Consider the following 19,063-nt stretch of genomic DNA (forward strand, 5'->3'; position numbering starts at 1 on the left):
ACTGGGCAGTATGGCAGAGGCAAACGGTACAGAAACACCACACACCCGTACCGTACCCGAGCCTGAAAACACCGTTTTCACCGATACCGCAGCTGACCAGCCACACAATAAGCGCCGCCCTAAGATTACCCGCGGCGAAGAAGGGCTCAACGAATGGGAGCGCAGCACCGATAAACCGCTTTTTATTGCCTCGCTCCTGTACCTTGTTGCTTACGCCGCGCCCATTGTGAGCACGCGCATTAGCGCACCGCTTGACGGCATCCTCAATATTTTTCAAATGATACTGTGGGCGCTTTTTGCGGTCGATTATTGTGTGCGTCTCTACCTGGCGCCCCGGCGTATCTACTTCTTCACGCATAACCTGATGAACCTTGCCATTGTGCTTCTGCCAGCCTGGCGTATTGTGAGTTTCTTGGCGATGCTCCACATGACCGCCAACCGCCAGTACAAACTGCTCTCAGAACTGGCCGTTAAACTCTTCGGGTACACACTGATCTTCGTGATCATGGCGGCCCTCGCTATCTTCTCCATTGAGCAAGGTGCCCCAGGTGCCCTCATCAAAGATATCTGGACGGCGTACTGGTGGACTCTCGCAACACTGGCGACCGTGGGCTATGGCGACGTATACCCCGTGACCGTACCCGGTAGGGTTATTGCCGTGGTTGTCATGATATACGGGGTTGGTCTGTTCGGCGTGATTACTGGTGCGCTTGCTACCTGGGTGATCGAAAAAATTAGCGGAGTCACTGAAGAAGATCACGCCGCAACGAAAGCCGATATTGAGGCACTTCACGCCGAAATCGCCGAGCTTAAGGCGATGCTCGCTATCCGTATGGGAGACGGCACGGTACATCATCCACCCGAAGAGCTCACCCAGGAATTTCTCGCCTCTCACCGCAATCTTGCCACTGATAACGAAGAAGACGATCACGAGCCCGAACAACCAATGGAACTGCTGGAAGAGACTAAGCAGACGCTCACGGTGATTCGTCAGAAGATCGCGGTGCGCCTGGGGCGTGATTCAGATTAGAGCGCACGTGAGCCGCTCGCGGAGTTAAATATACGGTTTAATAGGGGTATGAGCGAAAACCAGAATGCCCAGAACACGAACGTCACCGATGACTTCGAGCTGCCCGGCGTGCCCGATGCGTTCCAGCGGCTCTGGACACCGCATCGTACCGCTTATGTGAGCGGCGGGCAGCAGGACCATACTGAGAAAACCTGCCCATTCTGCACAGCCCCTTCGCGCAGTGATGAAGAATCACTCATTGTTTATCGTGGAGAGCACGCCTTCGCTCTGCTCAACCTGTACCCCTATAATCCGGGGCATTTGCTCATCTGCCCGTACCGCCATATTCCTCTGTACGATCAGGCGAGTGAGGAAGAAACTCTCGAAATGGCACGCCTGACTCAGCGTGCAATGCGTGTTTTGCGCGAAGTTTCCCATAATGACGGGTTCAATATCGGCATGAATCAGGGCAAAGTTGGGGGAGCGGGTATAGCCGATCACCTGCATCAGCATATTCTTCCTCGCTGGAGTGGTGACACCAATTTTCTACCCATTATTGCCCATACGAAAACTATGTCTCGAACCCTTGATGACATGCGCCAGATTATCGCCGACGGGTTCGCTCGCATGCCCTCATAGCCCCGCCTGACCGTTTCCGACAGTTATGTTACTTTGAGGAGTCATGAAACATTCACGTTAAACCGCGTATGCAGGTATACTTCATGAGTGTTCCGAAGTCTTAATGCGACGTAAAAATACGCTCGTGACCTGATCTTTAATCGCAAAATTGCTCTTGAAATCCTCCACACTAAACCATGATCTGGTACATTAATGCTTTTAGCGTGTGCATGTGGCAGGATAGAGATAGCAACATCACCGCTTGAAGCGCTCTTCCGGCTTCAACATTAACCGCATACCAACCACTCTCGAAAGCTGGTTTGTTGATGACAACATCCGCCGCTGGGTACAAGCGTACCCTTTTATCTCTCGCTCTCACGGGCTGCATTCTAGCTACGCCTGGATGCGTGGCATCTTCCCCTATGAGCCACAGCGGCGGAAATTCCACGGCCTCTGAGGACAACCGAAACTCCTATGACGACGCCAGCGGCAACCCGACGCCAACAGCAGAACCTTCCCCCGCTAAGATCAAACCCAGCGGGCCTGCACTCTTGCCCAGCGGCGCACAAGCGCCCCTGACACCCAGTGAACAGAACCGTTATGACAACGGAGAATTCGTTGCGGCTACCGAAGAGCACCCCGCGTATAACGTTCACGAGCCTGAATTCGACCCTAAAGTCAAAGAGCAGGGGATTGAAGGACCAGAAACGTTGCTTAAACGTCTTGCGAAATTCCATGAATATGAGATTCTTACGAATCACGAAATGACTGATGAAGAGTCGCTGCAATTCTTCACCAAAGACTATAAATTTACCGAGCGTCCTTCAACGTTTGACACCCGCACCCCCGAAGACCGCGGGGATACGCCCGAAGAGTCCATGAAGTTTGACGATATGACCTCGGCGGGATATTGGCCTGTGAATCCACTCTATAAGGTAGAGATTCTAAGCTCGGAAAAAGTCGGTTCTGGGGACTCTGCTGAATGGGTGGTGACCTATTCCTACAAACGCAACCGCTACGCCTGGTATAACGAAGAAAGCCTGCAAAACAACAAAATCTACCGCAACCGCGGTATGAACCGAGAAATGAAAGCCACGTTCGTCTATGTGAAGGGCGAAGGCTGGAAAATTAAAGAACTCGAAGTTTTGAAGAAGCTTTCCGTCTCGCTCAGCAGCGACGAATTCTTCAAGAATGAGGAGTACTAGCCTCAGAGAAAAACGGCAGCTCTATTCGCGTGTGAAAGGCAGGGTTACACTGAACGTATGAGGTACCCCAACCTGCTGGACTCAATTTTTGATGTTTCCACAGCAGCCGAACACGCACATGCCCTTATCTGGCGTGATGTGCAGTGGTGTGAAAGGCAGCCTTTTCTGCGCCTTGAACCCATGGTGTTGGCGGATGCCTCAGGCGGTACAAGCATAAACCCCAGCGGTGATGTTCTGAGCGTTCCCGTGACTCCGGGCGCGTTTCTTGGACTCCGGCTCTCGCTAGACGGTGCTGGGAACCTCCAAAAGTTCTGCGCCGGATACACACGCGGCAATACAGAAACCGGGCAGATACAGCGTGTAGCGTGCCCACAGGGAAACCGCCTAGAGAGCGGGAAACAATGCGAATATTGCGCCGCGCATGACGAGTTCACGGCTCTGCATACCGCGCATCTTTACGCGGGAACGCTGACCCCCGGAATGCGCGCCTACGCGCAGCAACCCCACAGGCTTTATATCGCCACTTTTCCTGACGGAAGCTCTAAAGTTGGTACCAGCTCGCAACACTCAACACCGCGTCGTCTGGATGAGCAGGCCGTCGCCACCGCAACCTATATAGCCCAAGCGCCCGATGGGTTGCTAATTCGTGAAGCTGAGGATGCGGTAACTCGCATCGCCAATATTCCGCAGGTCAAACAGGTAGCGAGTAAATACCGAGCCTGGACTGAACCGCTACCCGGGGCTCAACTGCGGGCAGCGCATCAAAACACAGTGGAGCGTGCACATGAAGCACTTACCGAATCTGGGTTATTAGCTCAGCTTACCGCCCTAGATGAATCCTGGGTTCCCTCCGTGGCAATGAGCCGCCCTTACGCTGCGTTGCGTGCGCAAAACCCGGAACCACTTGACGCATTCCCCAGCATCCTCAAAACCCGCGAAGCAGGTTTCTTCTGCACCGGAGCCGCAGGAAAATTCATGACCGCTCACGTTGGAGACCCGGATGCCGCTGTGCTGATCAACACCGCAGAACTCGCTAATTATGTGGTGGAACCGGCAGATATCCTCAGCGCCGTCACGGTACAGACCTCGCTTTTCTAGGTTGTCGTGTTCAAAACTTTCTGGGGGATCTCGTACAGGGGCATATCGTCGCGTACTTAGCCCTTATAGTAGGAAAGCGGTATCCAGCCCGATGCATAGCCGGTGCTGCGTTGCGGAGAACCCTCGCACAGGAGTACACCACAAACGGTATAGAATGGTGAACATGTCAAAACCCCTAATTCGTCTTCTCGGACAGGGCATTCGCTACGCCAGCACGCTGCGCGGCGGCGGATCAGCATTCCCCGGTCTCGTGATGGAAAAACTACACCCACGATTTGTTGCCGAAGAACTCGCCAAATTGCCCTATGGCGTCGTCGTTGTTTCGGGAACCAACGGTAAAACAACCACCACCAAAATGGCTGTGCAGCTCCTCGAAGCACAGGGACTCAAAGTATTCACCAACCGCACTGGATCAAACTTTGTGCGCGGTGTGGCTGCGGCACTGCTCGGAGCCATGGATCTTAGCGGCAAACTCGACGCAGATATTGCCGTACTAGAACTTGACGAAGCCCACGCCGTGCACTTCGTCAAAGCCGTCAAACCAAACTACGCATTGTTGCTGAACGTGCTGCGAGACCAGCTCGACCGATTCGGCGAAATTGACACAACCCGCCGCATGCTCTCCACTGTAGCTGAAGCCACCACTGATACTGTGGTGCTCAACCGGGAGGACCCGCGCATCCTCTCGCTTGCGAAATCCGTAAAAACCGGAACAAACATCAGCTACTTTGGGCTCAACGAAACGCTGCGTTCCTTCTTCCCTTCGGACGACGAAATGCGCGCCGGAATCAATAACAACCGCGGCGAACTGCCCTCCGCAGACGTTACCCTCACCGCGTTCTCAGGTACCAGCGCAACCTTCGATCTCGCCGGTGAAACCTGCGAAGGAAACATCAACCTCTACGGCATTTACAATATCTACAATGCCGCCGGCGCCATTGCCCTCACCCGTGCGGTTCTGGGCGAAAAACTCAACAAACAAGCCCTCATCGACGAACTCGCTAAAATCACCCCGGCATTCGGTCGCGGCGAAACCCTCAACATCAATGGCCGCCCGCTGCAGCTTCTGCTTGTTAAGAACCCCAGCGGATTCCGCCTCTCACTCGCCAGCGCCAGCGCAGACGACTACGCCACCATGATCACCATCAACGACCAATATGCAGACGGCCGTGATGTCTCATGGCTATGGGACGTAGACTTCGACTCGCTGAGTGACACCGGTGTAGACATGGTCTCAGGGGTACGCGCCTGGGATATGGCGCTGCGCCTCGAACACGACGGTGTACGAGTGGATGACGTCAACGAAAACCTCAGCGAAGCCCTCAGGAAATTCATCACCACCAGCGGCGACGCACCCATGCGAATCTTCTGCACCTACACCGCAATGCTCGCCCTACGCGAAGAGCTCACCAAATTCACCGACGTCGAAAGGGTTTCGTAATGACCCACACCATTGCAGGAGAACCGGTTTCAAGCCCCAATAACGGCAAAACCCTGCGCATCCTTCAGCTATACCCCAAAGACATGAACATCTACGGGGACTGGGGAAACACCCTAGCGCTGGCACGCCGAGCACACGCCCACGGGTTCGACGTTGAAATTCTCGACTATAACCCCGGAGATACCTTCCCCGACGACGTCGATATTATTATCGGAGGCGGCGGCCAAGACTCCGGACAAACCGTAATTCAAGAAGACCTGCACGCCATAGGATCCAAGCTCAAAAAGAATGCAGAAGACGGTATGCCCATGCTCGTGATCTGCGGGCTCTACCAGCTCTTCGGCAAAGAATTCCGCACCCACGAAGGCGAAACTCTCAAAGGTATCAACATCTTTGATGCCTACACGGTCGGCGGCAACGAACGTCTGATCGGCAACATCGTTGAAGATTCACAAGAATTCGGCACCATCGTGGGATTTGAAAACCACTCGGGACTAACCTACCTCGGCGCAGGATGCGAGCCCCTGGCAACCGTGACCAAAGGCGTAGGGAACAACTCGACAGATCATCATGAAGGCGCTCGCGTGCACAACGTGGTGGGTACTTATCTGCACGGTTCGCTTCTGCCGAAGAACCCGAAGATTTCGGACTATCTGATTGAGGCGGCAGCACAACGCAAATATGGGGAGTTCACCCCTGAAAAAATTGATGACTCGATGGTCGAAAAAGCGCGCGCATCCGCTATGAAACGCCCCCGCTAGGGCAGTTACCCGCCATGCCCCAAAACAAGTCGCGGGGTGCACACCAAAAACTTTGACGGTATGCACCCCGCGAAACGCAGGTATGAAACTATCCGAGAACCGCGCGAAACCGGTATAGTGTAAAAGTATTGTGACGTGGCAACAGGGCAAGTACGCCGCCACGGGCGAAGAAGAGACAAGGGAGATACGAATGTCGGGTCACTCTAAATGGGCCACTACAAAGCATAAGAAAGCCGCAATTGACGCTAAGCGCGCAAAGGCTTTCGCAAAATTCATTAAAGCTATTGAAGTTGCGGCTCGTATGGGCGGCGCGGATATTTCTGGTAACCCCGCACTCGACCTAGCCGTCTCCAAAGCAAAGAAAAACTCTGTACCCAACGACAATATTGACCGCGCTATTAAGCGTGGCGCTGGGCTCACCGGTGAAACCATCGATTACACCGAGATCCTGTACGAAGCTCGCGGACCTCAGGGCACCGCGCTCTACATCGAGTGCCTGACCGATAACCGTAACCGCGCGGCGTCAGATGTTCGCCTGGCAGTCACCCGTAACGGCGGCACCATGGCAGATCAGGGTTCGGTCGCCTTCCTCTTTGAACGCAAGGGTGTTGCCGAAGTTACCAAGACCGACGGTCTGACCGAAGATGATGTTCTTATGGCTGTGCTTGACGCAGGCGCCGAAGAAGTACTCGATGAAGGCGATGTCTTCACGGTTGTATCCGCCCCCACTGATCTGCCCGAAATCCGCAAAGCGCTGGATGAAGCGGAACTTGATTACAACAACGACGACCCCGTATTCCGCCCTACCATGCAGGTAGACCTCGACCTCGAAGGCGCCAAGAAATTCCTCAAACTTGCAGACGCCATCGAAGAACTCGACGACGTGCAGAACGTATACTCCAACGCCAACGTCTCTGCTGACGTCATGGAACAGCTAGAGGCAGAGTAAAAGCCTTTTAATCTCATGCCCGAGCACGGTTACGACACGGTACCAAACACCGGCATCGCAGCCACTCGGGCATGAACTATATACAGCCCCACCAGCGCAACAACGAAAGAGGACAATGAACGCATCTACGCAAGAAAACCATCCTCTTCGTAATGAGCCGCGCTCTGCTGGCGCCACCCGCATTATGGGTGTAGATCCGGGGCTTACCCGCTGCGGGCTTAGCATGATTGACATGACCGCCAACCGCAAAGCCAGCTTCATCAACGTGGGGATCGCGGGAACCGCCGCCGCTGAGCCTCTTGACGAGCGCATTCTGCGGATTTTTACCGTGACGCAAACCTGGCTTGATACCTATCAACCTGATGCTCTTGCTATTGAACGCATTTTTGCGCAGGAGCAGGTCAATACGGTGATTGGTACGGCCCATGCCTCTGGGGCGGTTATTTCTGCCGCAGCAGTACGCGGCATTCCGGTCTTCTTTCATACACCTTCTGAAGTGAAAGCCGCCGTTACCGGCTCGGGGCGTGCAGATAAAGCCTCAGTCGGTCGTATGGTTACCAAGATTTTGGGGCTGGAAAAAATTCCTAAGCCTGCTGATGCAGCAGACGCCTTAGCGATCGCAATCTGTCATGGTTGGCGCGGTGGCGGCATTGGTTCTGGCATTAATATGTCAGCGAATACGCAGACTCACCAGGGATCACGCCCCGTGCGCGCACAGCATGCAAAGCTGACGCCGGCACAGCGAATCTGGCTTGAAGCTGAGGCAAAGACACGACGCTAAACTTATATCGGAAATATTTTCGATAAAGATTGCTATAAACTGTACATTCAGAAAAATATTCTAATATACTGGATGATGGCACCCACGTTGGCAGGGTCAAGGTAACAAGAGAGGGAAAAGATGATTGCGTCGTTAACGGGGCATGTAACCCATGTAGGGCTAGAGAGCGCAATTCTTGATGTCAATGGGTTTGGTATGCTCGTTCGGGCCACAGCACGTACCCTCTCAAATCTGCGCACGGGATCCAATGCAACCTTGTTGACCTCTATGATCGTGCGAGAAGACTCCATGACTCTCTACGGGTTTGCAGAACCTGCAGAGCGAGAGGTCTTTGAGATGATGCTCTCGGTTTCGGGGATTGGTCCGCGTATCGCCCTTGCCGTCTTGAGCGTGCATACTGCCACCGAGGTTGAGCGAGCCGTTGCAACCGGCGACGATAAAGCCTTTACCAAAGTGCCGGGGATCGGGCCGAAAAGTGCGCGGCGCATTGTGCTAGAACTGGCTGGTAAACTCATTTTGAGTGAAGGTCAGGCCGAAGAAAACGCTCCCGCCCAGGGCATCGCGTGGAAGCCCCAGGTTATGGATGCGCTCACCTCTTTAGGGTGGAGCGAAAAAGACGCAGATGCCGCAATCGACGCTTATGTGCAGCATAACCCAGATGCCGAAAAGGAAGCCGTGGGCGTTGCTCTGCGAGGGGTACTTGCCTCTCTGGGAGCACAGAATACGGTGGGGCGGCATTAGCGGTACGCTATGTCGTGGATTAAGAAGACTTGGTGTTCTCTTCCATAAAGGACGATATTGTGACTCAGAATCCATACGATAACGCTACATCCGGCGGATATGTGCCAGGGCAGGTTCCTGGGCAACGTCTGGTTGCAATGGAAGAAGAACCTGAGGAGAAAATGATTGAGGCGGCTCTGCGCCCTAAGTCGCTTGACGACTTCGTGGGGCAAAAGCGCGTGCGGCAGCAGCTTTCCCTTGTGCTCGAAGCCTCAAAAATGCGTGGGCGCAGTGCCGACCATGTGTTGCTTTCCGGTCCTCCCGGGCTGGGCAAAACTACCCTGGCAATGATTATTGCCGCTGAGATGGAGGCACCGCTTCGTATTACCTCCGGACCAGCGATTCAGCATTCGGGTGATTTGGCTGCGATTCTGTCTTCGCTCACACCGGGTGAGGTACTTTTTCTTGACGAAATACACCGTATGAGCCGCCCGGCAGAAGAAATGCTTTATATGGCGATGGAAGATTTCCGTGTGGATATTGTGGTTGGTAAAGGTGCCGGAGCAACTTCGATTCCGCTTGAGCTTCCTCAATTTACGTTGGTAGGTGCCACAACCCGGGCAGGTCTGCTTCCCGGTCCGCTGCGTGACCGTTTTGGTTTTACCGGGCACCTTGAGTTCTACTCTGTGCCTGAGTTAGAACTTGTACTTCGCCGAAGCGCTGGTTTGATGGATATGCGTATCACGAGTGAAGGATATGCCGAGATCGCCGGTCGTTCGCGCGGAACCCCGCGTATCGCAAACCGCTTGCTGCGCCGTGTGCGAGACTGGGCGCTCGTCAATGATGTTCACGATATCAACTCTCATAACGCCGCGACCGCCCTTGATATGTATGAGGTGGATGCGCGCGGGCTCGACCGTCTAGATCGCGCCGTTTTAGAGTCTCTTATCCACAAATTCGGTGGGGGACCGGTGGGCCTTTCAACTCTTGCTATTGCGGTGGGGGAAGAAACCGAGACTGTAGAAACTGTCGCTGAACCTTATCTAGTGCGTGAGGGTCTCATTGGTCGCACTCCGCGCGGGCGCGTAGCACTGCCTGCCGCCTGGGAGCATTTGGGGCTTGAGGAACCTGAAATTAACCTCTAGTGCCCGCTGCTGCTCAGTGAGATCGGAGACTAGGTACAGGCACTGTCTTTGTCGGGATATACCTTTGTGTGGGTTATAAGCTAAAAATGGTGCGTTAGCTATCCGCATAAAAGGTGCCCGAGCATTGTCAAAACGGCGAATATTGCTTGAGAAAATCTACACGCAGATCATGAAACGAGTAGGGAAACACAGCCCTCTCGCGTAGGATGGATAGGTAGTGCACAGATAAAACGTCAAAATATCCGTAGGAATTACCAACCTGCGGCGGTGGGCTTGCGCCTACGGAGAGGAAACATATGGACGTCAATTCGCTTATGATGATTCTTGTCGTCGTCTTTGCTGGGTTTTTGATTTACAGCAGTTTTAGGCGGCAGAAACGTCAGTTCCAAGCGCTGCGGGATATGATCGCTTCGCTTAAACCCGGGGATGAAGTCATGACACGTGGGGGTCTGTACGGCAAAATTGTCTCCGTTGATGCTGAGGCGCAGAAAGCCAAACTTGAGATTGCTCAAGGCACCGTCATCACCATTAACCCACACTCGATTGCGCAGGTTATTACGGCTGCTGAAGATTCTGCCGAAGGTGCTGGCGCATCCGAAGAAACAAGCTCTGACGTTTCAGAGACCAAAGAATAACTGGTCAAGGAGTTTCGCCGCTAAAAGGGGAAGCTCCTTATCTCATGCACATAAGAATATCTAGAACATAGAACTAGTAAGGGGCACATATGGCTAGGCGTTCACCGCTTGCAGCCGCGCGAGGCGCCCTCGTCTCGATGGTTTTGCTCATGATCCTTATGGCCGCTGGTATTTTCGGTACCACGCAAGCCGGTGGATCGTGGGGAGCAAAACTAGCACTTGATTTATCTGGTGGTACCCAGATGATCCTCTCACCCAAAGTGAACGGGTCGAACGACACCAACGTTAGCCAGGAGCAGCTGAAACAGGCCGTTGAAATTATTCGTCAGCGCGTTGACGGTGCGGGCGTTTCGGAAGCAGAAGTTACGACGTCCTTCGGCTCTGGAAACAACGTTGTGGTTTCGGTTCCTGGAAATATCAGCCCAGAAACCCGTGAGCTTATTCAGGCATCCGCCAACATGACCTTCCGCGCGGTGCTGCAATCCTCATCGCCCGGTACAGCAGTACCTGAGGAATCACGCACTCCTGACGATAAACTCCCAAAGCCTACCGCAGAGCCACAGGAGGATAACGGTTCAGATACCAACTGGATTACTCCCGAGCTTTATAAAGAGTTTGAGGCTAAAGATTGCTCCGCGGGCAATAATGAAGATGCGGAAGCGGCAGACCCCAAGAAAGCTATCGTGGCGTGCTCTACCGATGGCAACGAGAAATTCATTTTGGGCCCGGTAGAACTCAACGGTAACGATATTTCGACGGCAAGTCACTCGCAAGAAACTAGCGGGCAGGGCATTAACACCGGTCGCTGGACCGTGAATATTGAGTTCAACGACTCGGCCCGTGAAACTTTTAAGAAAGTGACGACTCGTCTGAACGCTATTCGCGGTCAGAGCCCGAACGATCCCCGCAGCCGCTTTGCTATTATGCTCGACGGTAAGGTTTTGTCATCGCCAGTCTCGCAGGCGGTTATTGCAGACGGCAAGCCGCAGATTACCGGTAACTTCTCAGAGCAGGAAGCTAAGAATCTTGCCGATCAGCTGAAGTACGGTGCTCTCCCGATTAGCTTCTCTATTCAATCAGAGCAGCAGATCTCTGCAACTTTGGGCGCAGAACAGCTTAAAGTGGGTATTCTGACCGGTCTGATTGGTCTGCTTTTAGTCTTTGTGTACTCACTGTTCCAGTACCGTCTGCTCGGGTTTGTGACAATGGCTTCTTTGGTGGTCGCGGGCATTATCTCGTATGAAGCCATTGTGCTTTTGGGATGGGCCCTAAACTATCGCCTCTCCCTGGCGGGTGTTGCCGGTTTGATTGTGGCAATTGGTGCGACGGCAGACTCCTTCATTGTGTACTTCGAGCGTATTCGTGATGAGATTCGGGCCGGACGTACAATACCAGCGGCTGTCAGTCACGGGTGGAAGCGTGCATCCCGAACAATCCTTGCTTCTAAGGCTGTGAACCTTCTGGCGGCAGTAGTGCTGTACGTGGTGTCGGTTGGTTCGGTGAAGGGCTTCGCATTTACCTTGGGTCTCACTGCGATCGCTGATTTGGTTGTGGTGTATCTCTTCACCCACCCGGCGCTTACTCTGCTTGCAAATACACGATACTTTGGCGAGGGGCACCGCCATTCCGGGCTTTCACCGGAATCCTTGGGGGCAGCACCCCTATACCGAGGCGCCGGTCGTTTCCGCTCGTCAAAGGAATCTACACTAAGTATTGCGGAGCGTCGACGTGCTGAGCGCGCCGCCACTGCGGAAGAAGCAACGAATGATGAGAAGGAGGCGTAATTATGGCTGCTGAAGTTAAGCCTAATGTTTTTGCGCGCTTCGGTAATGACCTGCACTCGGGTGCCCGGTCTTATCCTTTCATCGGCAAGCGCCGCCTTTGGCTCTTACTTGCGGTTCTGCTGATGGCGGTATCTGTTGCCATACCGCTTGTAAGCGGTGGATTTAACCTGGGTATTGATTTCCGTGGCGGCTCGGAATTTGTAGTATCTCGAACCACCCACACTGAGGTATCTGAGGGCGAAAACGCCGTGAAAGAGCATGCACCCTCGGCATCGGATGTGCGTGTTACAAATATTGCCCCCGGAACTATCCGCGCTCAAATGAGCAAGCTCTCTGATAACGAAACCCTCAGTGTTAAGAAAGCTCTGCAAGATGCTTATGGCGTGAGCGAGAATGACGTAACCTCTTCTTATGTTGGTCCTACCTGGGGCGAAGATGTAACTCGCCAGGCATTCTTCGGGTTGATAGTGTTCGTGATCCTTGCACTGATCGGCATGGCGTTCTATTTCCGCACGTGGAAGATGTCGCTGGCCTCTATAGCCGGGTTGCTTTTTACCGTAGTTGTTACGGTAGGAATTTACGCGGCTCTCGGATTCGAGATTACCCCGAGTGCGATCATCGGTTTTTTGACGATCTTGAGCTACTCACTGTACGACTCGGTGGTGGTTTTCGATAAGATCCGTGAGAACACCGAGGATGCTTTCTCCCGTAAAGACAGGACATTTGCGGAAGACATTAACCTTGCGGTGAACCAGACGCTAGTGCGTTCAATTAACACCGCTATTGTTGGTGTTCTTCCGGTGGGTTCGATCCTCTTTATCGGCGCGTTTATGTTGGGCGCCGGTACTCTGCAAGATCTCTCGCTGTCATTGTTCGTCGGTATTCTGGTCGGCATGGTCGGTACGCTCTTCGTATCGGCGCCGCTTTATGGAACCCTACGTTTGGGCGAGCGGAAGATCCTCGCCCACACACGTAAGGTTGAGGAATATCGCGCGAGTGGTCAGGCAGAGGCGGATGCCGCATCTGAGGATGACGATGATAAACCGCGTAAACGTCGTAAACCGAGTTTTGAAGTCAACGTTATAAACGCAGACCAATAACTCAACGGAAGTATATAAGTGAATAACCATAGGGGGCGTTCTCACAGGAGCGCCCCCTATGGTTTATGTAACACCTACAATAAATCTTGAAAGTTTCACTACATGAGTTTGCCGCATTTGCACAACAGTGAGTAGGATAAATAAACACATGAGAGTCTCACTCAAGATATCGTGATATCGCAGGTTTTATGGTGATGCGTGGGTCGACGATGATTCTCAATACGTGGAGGGCACGAGGAAGAAGGCAGAAAGATGAGCGCAGCAGGATCTCCCGTAATCCCCGATAACGAAGGCGGCATGCAGACGCAGCCGCCTAAGAAAATTGTGCGTGGCTCTCACCGTGTGATGGCGGCATCCGGACGTGTGCCTAACCGTTTGGTTTTTGGTCGCCGCATGCTTTCAACATCTGGGGGAGCCAATGAAAGCGCATCCGTACGTTTCTCACCGCTTTTAGCGCCTGTTGTACGCGCCGTGCGGAAATATCACCCCGATGAAGATATTCAAGTTCTGCAGCGTGCCTTTGAAATAGCGAATAAATATCACGAAGGTCAAAAGCGTAAAAGTGGCGATCCGTATATTACCCACCCCGTTGCCGTGACCGCGATTCTTGCTGAAATGGGCGCGACCGGTCCTGTCTTGGCAGCGGGGCTTCTGCATGACACAGTCGAAGACACCGAATACACCATGGAAGAGCTCACAGAGGAGTTCGGCGAAGAGGTTGCTTACCTTGTTGATGGTGTGACAAAGCTCGACAAAATGACCTATGGCGAGCACGCATCCATCGAGACTATTCGCAAACTCGTGCTATCGATGAGTAAAGATATTCGCGTGCTTCTTATCAAACTTGCCGATCGTCTGCACAATGCACGTACTTGGCGTTTTGTAGCTGCAGGGTCGGCGGCGCGGAAAGCTGAAGAAACTCTTAAAATTTATGCTCCGCTGGCCCATCGCTTGGGACTCAACACCATCAAGTGGGAGCTTGAGGACCTGTCATTTGCCGCGATGAGCCCCGAAATATATGCCGAAATTGTGCGTATGGTGGGAGAGCGTACTCCTAAACTTGAAAAATTTCTTGATGAATCACGCAGTAAGATTACAGAGCGTTTAGACTCGGTGGGGCTTGAGGCTACGGTGACGGGCCGCCCGAAGCATTACTATTCCATTCATCAAAAAATGAAAACCAAAGGGCGTAGTTTTGACGAGATTAACGATATTCTCGCGGTGCGCATTATGGTCGAAACGGATGAACAATGTTACACCGTTTTAGGGCATATACTTTCACTCTGGCCTGCTATGCCGGGGCGTTTCAAAGATTATATTAAGAATCCTAAAAATAACAATTATCAATCATTACATTTGACGGTTTATGGGCCGGGTAATTTACCGTTGGAAATTCAAATCCGCACCTATAAGATGCATGAGGAAGCGGAATACGGTGTTGCCGCGCACTGGCGATATAAAGCGGCTTCGCGGGGTGAGAAAATAACCCAGCAGAAACACGAGCCGGGGGCGCATACCTCTGCCATGAATGTGGGGATTTTGCAGTCTATTGCCGAAATCTCCAATTCCAACCCTGAGTCAGATAAATTCTATGAGTCGTTGGCGGAAACTCTCGATACTGATGAGATCGTAGTGCTCACCCCCGACGGTGAAGCAATTGCTCTTCCCGCCGGGTCAACCCCCGTAGATTTCGCTTATGCTATTCACTCTGAAGTGGGGGATCGTACCGTTGGCGCTAAGGTAAATGGGCGCCTAGTGCCACTTCATACAGTGCTGCCCACGGGTTCAACAGTTGAAATTACGACCACCAAAAATGAGGATGCTGGCCCCAGCGAAGACTGGCTCAAATTCGTGCGTTCATCGCGAGCGCGAACAAAGATTCGTCAGCATTTCGCAAAAGAACGCCGTCTTGAGGCTCTAGATCGCGGGCGTGAAGCTCTCACTAAGAGCATGCGCAATAATGAGCTGCCGCTGCAAAAGATGATGAGCCCAGAGCTCATGACGCAGGTAGCTCAACAGCTGCACAAGAATGACGTTGCAACGCTATACCGGGCAATTGGTGAGAACGAAATATCGCCAAAGCAGGTGATTGATTCTCTAGTCGAGCTCTATAACGGCGACCAGATTGAAGAATCTGAGGTTGAGGTTAGCGACTTTGATGAGACCCTGCTTAAGCAGACTCATCGTGCCGTCAGCGATAACGGCGTGGTCGTTCCAGGTGCTGAGGGCGTGCTGACGAAGATTGCGCGATGCTGCACACCGGTTCCGCCCGATGACATTATTGGCATGGTGACTCGGTACAACGGTATTTCAGTACATAGGCGCGACTGCCCCAATATGCGTAATGCCGATGAGGAGCCCCGTATTACCACGGTGGAGTGGGCTTCATCCCCGGACGCCATGTACCGCGTGCAGATTCAGGTGGAGGGCCTGGACCGTAAGGGTCTGCTCAGCGACCTCATCCGAGCTATTTCAGAGGCCGGAGTAAGCATTCTGGATGCGCGCGTGCACACCTCTGAGGATCGTACCGTCATCGACCGGTTTGCGGTTGAGCTAGGGGACAGGTTTATGCTGGAGCATGTCTTGAACGTTGTGCGCAACGTTGCGGGCGTCTATAAGGCGTATCGTCTCACCGGTGCCAAGCCAGCGGCTGCATAGTCTTACAGTAGGTGCGTGAAAATCTGCGCAGGGTGTGTAAAGCGTGTAAGCAGGGCATAGTTTGGCAGATAAACACAAAAATTCCGGGGTCTCCCGATTGGGAACACCCCGGAATTTTTGTACCTTCGTAAGAAAGGAAGGAACAAGCTTTAGGCGTTGAAACCTTCAAGGGTTGCCGCCCAGGCGCGGCGCGCCTCCAAAGCCTCCTGCGCCTTGGCGATCTTCTTAGCATCGCCGGAGGCCTGTGCTGCCTGTAGCTCAGACTCAAGCTCGGCGAGCGAATCCTGGATCTGGGTGAGCAGCGAGTTTGCGCGGGCTGCCTTAGCGGGATCGTTCTTCTTCCATTTAGCGGCTTCTGCACCGTTGATTTCATCCTGAATCTTACGAAGTTCAGAATCTATACGGCGCAAATCTGCGCGCGGAACTCGACCGGCTGCATCCCAACGATCAAGGATCTTCTCAAAAGCCTTTTTAGCGGCAGAAATGTCGGTTACCGGCAACAGGGCGCGAGCTTCAACTAGGAGAGCCTCTTTAACCTTGAGATTCTCGGCATATGCTTCGTCCTGTTGTGCTTCGGCGGCGTTGCGGGCATCAAAGAAGACATCCTGAGCGGCACGGAAACGCGCCCACAGTTTATCGTCCTCACGGCGAGAACCGCGCGGAACTTCCTTCCAAGCACGCATCAACTTGCCGTATTCACGTGAGGTCTCAGACCAATCGGTTGAAGAAGACAGCTGTTCAGCGCGAGCGATCAACTCTTCCTTCGCGCGTTTGATGCGGGCGTTACGGTCGTCAAGCTGCGAGAAATGCGCCCGACGGTTGCGGTCGAAGGTGGTGCGGGCGGCGCGGAATCGTTTCCACAGCTCGTCTTCAACTGATTTTGCCAAATGAATTTCACGCTGTGCTTGTTTCCACGCATCGAAGAGCTCGTTCATACGGGCATGAGAATTCTTCCAATGGATTTTCTCAACATCCTGAGCCGCAATCTGCTCAGCCTCAGCAACGATCTCTTCGCGCGCCGCCAGAGCACGTTCACGGTTCTCGGCACGTTCCTGCTGCTGAGCCTCGCCCAGCTTAATAATGCGTTCGTTCAATGCGGACAGGCGCTCCTGCAAGCTTGCGTAATCGCCCACCATATTGCGCACACCAATTTGCGCACCGATGGAGGTGATGCCCTTTTGCAGATCTGCCGCCGGGGAATTATTCTCAACACGCGATTCGAGCAGAGAGACCTGTGCCTCAACGTTCTCGAACTTGCGGGCGAAATATGCCAGGGCTTCTTCTTCGGAGGCACCGGGCAACTGCCCTACGGCGTACTCTTCACCCTCAACAATCACAAAAACATGACCGTCATCGGATACACGACCAAACTTACGTGCCTGCTCAAGGTTTACCTGGGTGTCGTCGGATTTAATAGTCACCGCTATAACTCTCATTCACTAGGGGCATGAAAAACCTATCGGAAGAATAGGCTCTATGTCATGCCGGGGAAACGTCTCATGGCTATAGGCCGAAACATATAGCGCATCTATACAGCATAGCGGGTGTATACAGTTTATACATCCTATAGTGGCATGTGACGCGCCAGAATAGGCGCGAAGTTTTGCGGTTCGCTGTGGGCGCATCCTTGCTATGATTAAAAGGCTGTGCGCGTCACACAATATGGCGCACATCTGATACCACGATTTCAAGGAGAGAAGCATATGGCTCGCAAGGCATCGCTGTCTGGTTTTCCGGAGTATTTACCGGCTGAACGACTTGTTGAGAACCATGTTCTTGACACTCTGCGTAAGACCTTCGAGCTTCACGGTTTTTCTTCGATTGAGACCCGTTCGGTTGAGACTATTGAGCAGCTTCTTCGCAAGGGTGATATTGATAAGGAAGTTTACTCGATCTCTCGCCTGCTGGATGATAACGCCACTAAAGCTAAAGAAAAACTTGCTCTGCATTTCGATCTGACCGTACCTTTCGCGCGGTACGTCGTTGAGAACGCTGGGTATTTGAATTTCCCGTTCTCTCGCTACCAGATTCAGAAAGTTTGGCGCGGCGAGCGCCCGCAGGAAGGGCGTGCACGCGAGTTTACCCAGGCTGATATTGATGTTGTGGGTGATGGTGAACTGCCTTTCCGCTATGACGTGACCCTCGCTCTCGTTGTCGTGGATGCACTCTCAAAACTTCCTATTCCCGATTTCAAACTTCGGGTGAACAACCGCAAACTTGCGGAGGGTTTTTATCTTGGGCTGGGACTTACCGATACAGCCGCGGTGCTGCGTTCCATCGACAAACTTGAAAAAATTGGCGCGGATGCGGTGGCGCAGGAACTTCAGCGTGAGGTTGGCGCCTCTGAAGAGCAGGCTCAAGCAGCCCTAGAGCTTGCGCAGATTCGTACCGAGGATTCATCTTTTGTGGCCCAGGTCCGTGAACTCGCTGAGCGGTACAAGGTTGAGCATGAACTTCTTGATCGAGGTGTTACCGAGCTTGCCGAAGTTATCGATGAGGCTGCCCGCCGCGCTCCCGGCAAAGTTCTTGCCGATCTCTCTATCGCACGCGGGCTGGATTATTACACCGGTACTGTCTACGAGACTATGCTCGTGGGACATGAATCGTTAGGGTCGATTTGCTCGGGTGGTCGGTACGAGTCGCTGGCCTCGAACGGGAAGAAAACCTATCCCGGAGTCGGGCTGTCAATTGGGGTAACCCGCCTGGTGGCGCGCATCCTCTCGCAGGGGTTTGCACGGGCTACCCGTAAGGTTCCCTCTGCGGTATTTATCGCCCTCACTAATGATGAAGGCTGGTCTGCCGCTAACGATGTCGCCGATGCACTCCGGTCGCGTGGTATCGCCTGTGAAGTTTCGGCGAATGCAGCAAAATTTGGTAAGCAGATCAAATATGCTGAAAAACGCGGTATTCCCTTCGTATGGTTTATTTCGACGGGGGATAACGGCGAGCTGGCGCACGAGGTTAAGGATATCCGTTCGGGGGAACAGGTTGCTGCGGACCCCGCGAGCTGGATGCCGCCAGAAGAAGACCTGAACGTGCGTGTAGTGCCTGCTGAGAGCATCAGCTCATAAAATATTGAGGGTGTCGCCACACTATAGTGAGTGGCGGCATTACAATGGGAAAATGCGCACGCAGTGTGCGTATCTTAAAAATCAAGCG

16 protein-coding genes are annotated in these 19,063 nt (G+C 53.2%); 15 read left to right on the forward strand and 1 reads right to left on the reverse strand.

Annotated elements, in window-relative coordinates; all coding sequences use genetic code 11:
• Positions 1-10: 10 nt before the first annotated feature.
• The 14 genes from HMPREF2958_RS08595 to HMPREF2958_RS08660 all read left to right on the forward strand — a co-directional run bounded on the left by HMPREF2958_RS08595 (position 11) and on the right by HMPREF2958_RS08660 (position 15,904).
• Entirely contained in the window at positions 11-1,030 is a 1,020-nt protein-coding gene (locus HMPREF2958_RS08595; protein ID WP_070697670.1) for a potassium channel family protein, read from the forward strand.
• Positions 1,031-1,078: 48 nt separating this feature from the next.
• A complete protein-coding gene (locus tag HMPREF2958_RS08600; protein ID WP_070554424.1) occupies positions 1,079-1,648 on the forward strand; it encodes an HIT family protein in 570 nt (189 codons plus the stop codon).
• Between the two features lie 305 nt (positions 1,649-1,953).
• A complete protein-coding gene (locus tag HMPREF2958_RS08605; protein WP_004004768.1) occupies positions 1,954-2,832 on the forward strand; it encodes a DUF6318 family protein in 879 nt (292 codons plus the stop codon).
• A gap of 57 nt (positions 2,833-2,889) precedes the next feature.
• Positions 2,890-3,930: a DUF2797 domain-containing protein gene (locus HMPREF2958_RS08610; protein WP_070697671.1), complete on the forward strand. Its 1,041-nt coding sequence runs from the start codon at positions 2,890-2,892 to the stop codon at positions 3,928-3,930.
• A gap of 154 nt (positions 3,931-4,084) precedes the next feature.
• Positions 4,085-5,371 carry a Mur ligase family protein gene (locus HMPREF2958_RS08615; RefSeq protein ID WP_070697672.1) on the forward strand — a complete coding sequence of 429 codons (1,287 nt, stop codon included), beginning with the start codon at positions 4,085-4,087 and terminating at the stop codon, positions 5,369-5,371.
• Positions 5,371-6,132 (forward strand): type 1 glutamine amidotransferase, encoded by a 762-nt coding sequence (locus HMPREF2958_RS08620; RefSeq protein ID WP_070697673.1) that lies wholly within the window; start codon positions 5,371-5,373, stop codon positions 6,130-6,132. The genes HMPREF2958_RS08615 and HMPREF2958_RS08620 overlap by 1 nt, the downstream gene beginning before the upstream one ends.
• Before the next feature lie 190 nt (positions 6,133-6,322).
• Positions 6,323-7,081 carry a YebC/PmpR family DNA-binding transcriptional regulator gene (locus tag HMPREF2958_RS08625; protein WP_041321796.1) on the forward strand — a complete coding sequence of 253 codons (759 nt, stop codon included), beginning with the start codon at positions 6,323-6,325 and terminating at the stop codon, positions 7,079-7,081.
• A 115-nt stretch (positions 7,082-7,196) separates the two neighbouring features.
• On the forward strand, positions 7,197-7,862 hold the full coding sequence (gene ruvC, locus HMPREF2958_RS08630; RefSeq protein WP_013399139.1) for a crossover junction endodeoxyribonuclease RuvC: 666 nt from the start codon (positions 7,197-7,199) through the stop codon (positions 7,860-7,862).
• A 120-nt stretch (positions 7,863-7,982) separates the two neighbouring features.
• Positions 7,983-8,603 (forward strand): Holliday junction branch migration protein RuvA, encoded by a 621-nt coding sequence (gene ruvA / locus HMPREF2958_RS08635; protein ID WP_070697674.1) that lies wholly within the window; start codon positions 7,983-7,985, stop codon positions 8,601-8,603.
• 137 nt (positions 8,604-8,740) lie between these two features.
• On the forward strand, positions 8,741-9,727 hold the full coding sequence (gene ruvB, locus HMPREF2958_RS08640; RefSeq protein WP_179958751.1) for a Holliday junction branch migration DNA helicase RuvB: 987 nt from the start codon (positions 8,741-8,743) through the stop codon (positions 9,725-9,727).
• A 296-nt stretch (positions 9,728-10,023) separates the two neighbouring features.
• The gene (yajC, locus tag HMPREF2958_RS08645; RefSeq protein WP_048752078.1) at positions 10,024-10,362 is read left to right on the forward strand and encodes a preprotein translocase subunit YajC; all 339 of its coding nucleotides are present in this window, start codon (positions 10,024-10,026) and stop codon (positions 10,360-10,362) included.
• A gap of 89 nt (positions 10,363-10,451) precedes the next feature.
• Entirely contained in the window at positions 10,452-12,146 is a 1,695-nt protein-coding gene (secD, locus tag HMPREF2958_RS08650) for a protein translocase subunit SecD (RefSeq protein WP_013399136.1), read from the forward strand.
• Positions 12,147-12,148: 2 nt separating this feature from the next.
• On the forward strand, positions 12,149-13,246 hold the full coding sequence (gene secF, locus HMPREF2958_RS08655; RefSeq protein ID WP_004004751.1) for a protein translocase subunit SecF: 1,098 nt from the start codon (positions 12,149-12,151) through the stop codon (positions 13,244-13,246).
• Between the two features lie 252 nt (positions 13,247-13,498).
• Positions 13,499-15,904 (forward strand): RelA/SpoT family protein, encoded by a 2,406-nt coding sequence (locus HMPREF2958_RS08660; RefSeq protein ID WP_013399135.1) that lies wholly within the window; start codon positions 13,499-13,501, stop codon positions 15,902-15,904.
• Between the two features lie 149 nt (positions 15,905-16,053).
• Here HMPREF2958_RS08660 and HMPREF2958_RS08665 read toward each other — a convergent pair whose 3' ends face one another.
• Positions 16,054-17,325 carry a DUF349 domain-containing protein gene (locus HMPREF2958_RS08665; protein WP_238382381.1) on the reverse strand — a complete coding sequence of 424 codons (1,272 nt, stop codon included), beginning with the start codon at positions 17,323-17,325 and terminating at the stop codon, positions 16,054-16,056.
• 282 nt (positions 17,326-17,607) lie between these two features.
• Between HMPREF2958_RS08665 and hisS the strand changes: the two genes are divergently transcribed.
• Entirely contained in the window at positions 17,608-18,975 is a 1,368-nt protein-coding gene (gene hisS / locus HMPREF2958_RS08670; protein ID WP_070697676.1) for a histidine--tRNA ligase, read from the forward strand.
• The last annotated feature ends 88 nt before the right edge of the window (positions 18,976-19,063 follow it).

This window comes from Rothia sp. HMSC036D11, assembly GCF_001814205.1.
Classification (GTDB): Bacteria; Actinomycetota; Actinomycetes; order Actinomycetales; family Micrococcaceae; genus Rothia; species Rothia dentocariosa.

What these genes read in the sequence shown, in the direction of transcription:
- yajC (WP_048752078.1), top strand. Translation starts at nt 10,024, where the DNA reads ATGGACGTCAATTCGCTTATGATGATTCTTGTCGTCGTCTTTGCTGGG.
- HMPREF2958_RS08625 (WP_041321796.1), top strand. Translation starts at nt 6,323, where the DNA reads ATGTCGGGTCACTCTAAATGGGCCACTACAAAGCATAAGAAAGCCGCA.
- HMPREF2958_RS08595 (WP_070697670.1), top strand. Translation starts at nt 11, where the DNA reads ATGGCAGAGGCAAACGGTACAGAAACACCACACACCCGTACCGTACCC.
- ruvA (WP_070697674.1), top strand. Translation starts at nt 7,983, where the DNA reads ATGATTGCGTCGTTAACGGGGCATGTAACCCATGTAGGGCTAGAGAGC.
- ruvC (WP_013399139.1), top strand. Translation starts at nt 7,197, where the DNA reads ATGAACGCATCTACGCAAGAAAACCATCCTCTTCGTAATGAGCCGCGC.
- ruvB (WP_179958751.1), top strand. Translation starts at nt 8,741, where the DNA reads ATGGAAGAAGAACCTGAGGAGAAAATGATTGAGGCGGCTCTGCGCCCT.
- HMPREF2958_RS08605 (WP_004004768.1), top strand. Translation starts at nt 1,954, where the DNA reads ATGACAACATCCGCCGCTGGGTACAAGCGTACCCTTTTATCTCTCGCT.
- HMPREF2958_RS08615 (WP_070697672.1), top strand. Translation starts at nt 4,085, where the DNA reads ATGGTGAACATGTCAAAACCCCTAATTCGTCTTCTCGGACAGGGCATT.
- hisS (WP_070697676.1), top strand. Translation starts at nt 17,608, where the DNA reads ATGGCTCGCAAGGCATCGCTGTCTGGTTTTCCGGAGTATTTACCGGCT.
- HMPREF2958_RS08600 (WP_070554424.1), top strand. Translation starts at nt 1,079, where the DNA reads ATGAGCGAAAACCAGAATGCCCAGAACACGAACGTCACCGATGACTTC.
- HMPREF2958_RS08660 (WP_013399135.1), top strand. Translation starts at nt 13,499, where the DNA reads ATGAGCGCAGCAGGATCTCCCGTAATCCCCGATAACGAAGGCGGCATG.
- secF (WP_004004751.1), top strand. Translation starts at nt 12,149, where the DNA reads ATGGCTGCTGAAGTTAAGCCTAATGTTTTTGCGCGCTTCGGTAATGAC.
- secD (WP_013399136.1), top strand. Translation starts at nt 10,452, where the DNA reads ATGGCTAGGCGTTCACCGCTTGCAGCCGCGCGAGGCGCCCTCGTCTCG.
- HMPREF2958_RS08620 (WP_070697673.1), top strand. Translation starts at nt 5,371, where the DNA reads ATGACCCACACCATTGCAGGAGAACCGGTTTCAAGCCCCAATAACGGC.
- HMPREF2958_RS08610 (WP_070697671.1), top strand. Translation starts at nt 2,890, where the DNA reads ATGAGGTACCCCAACCTGCTGGACTCAATTTTTGATGTTTCCACAGCA.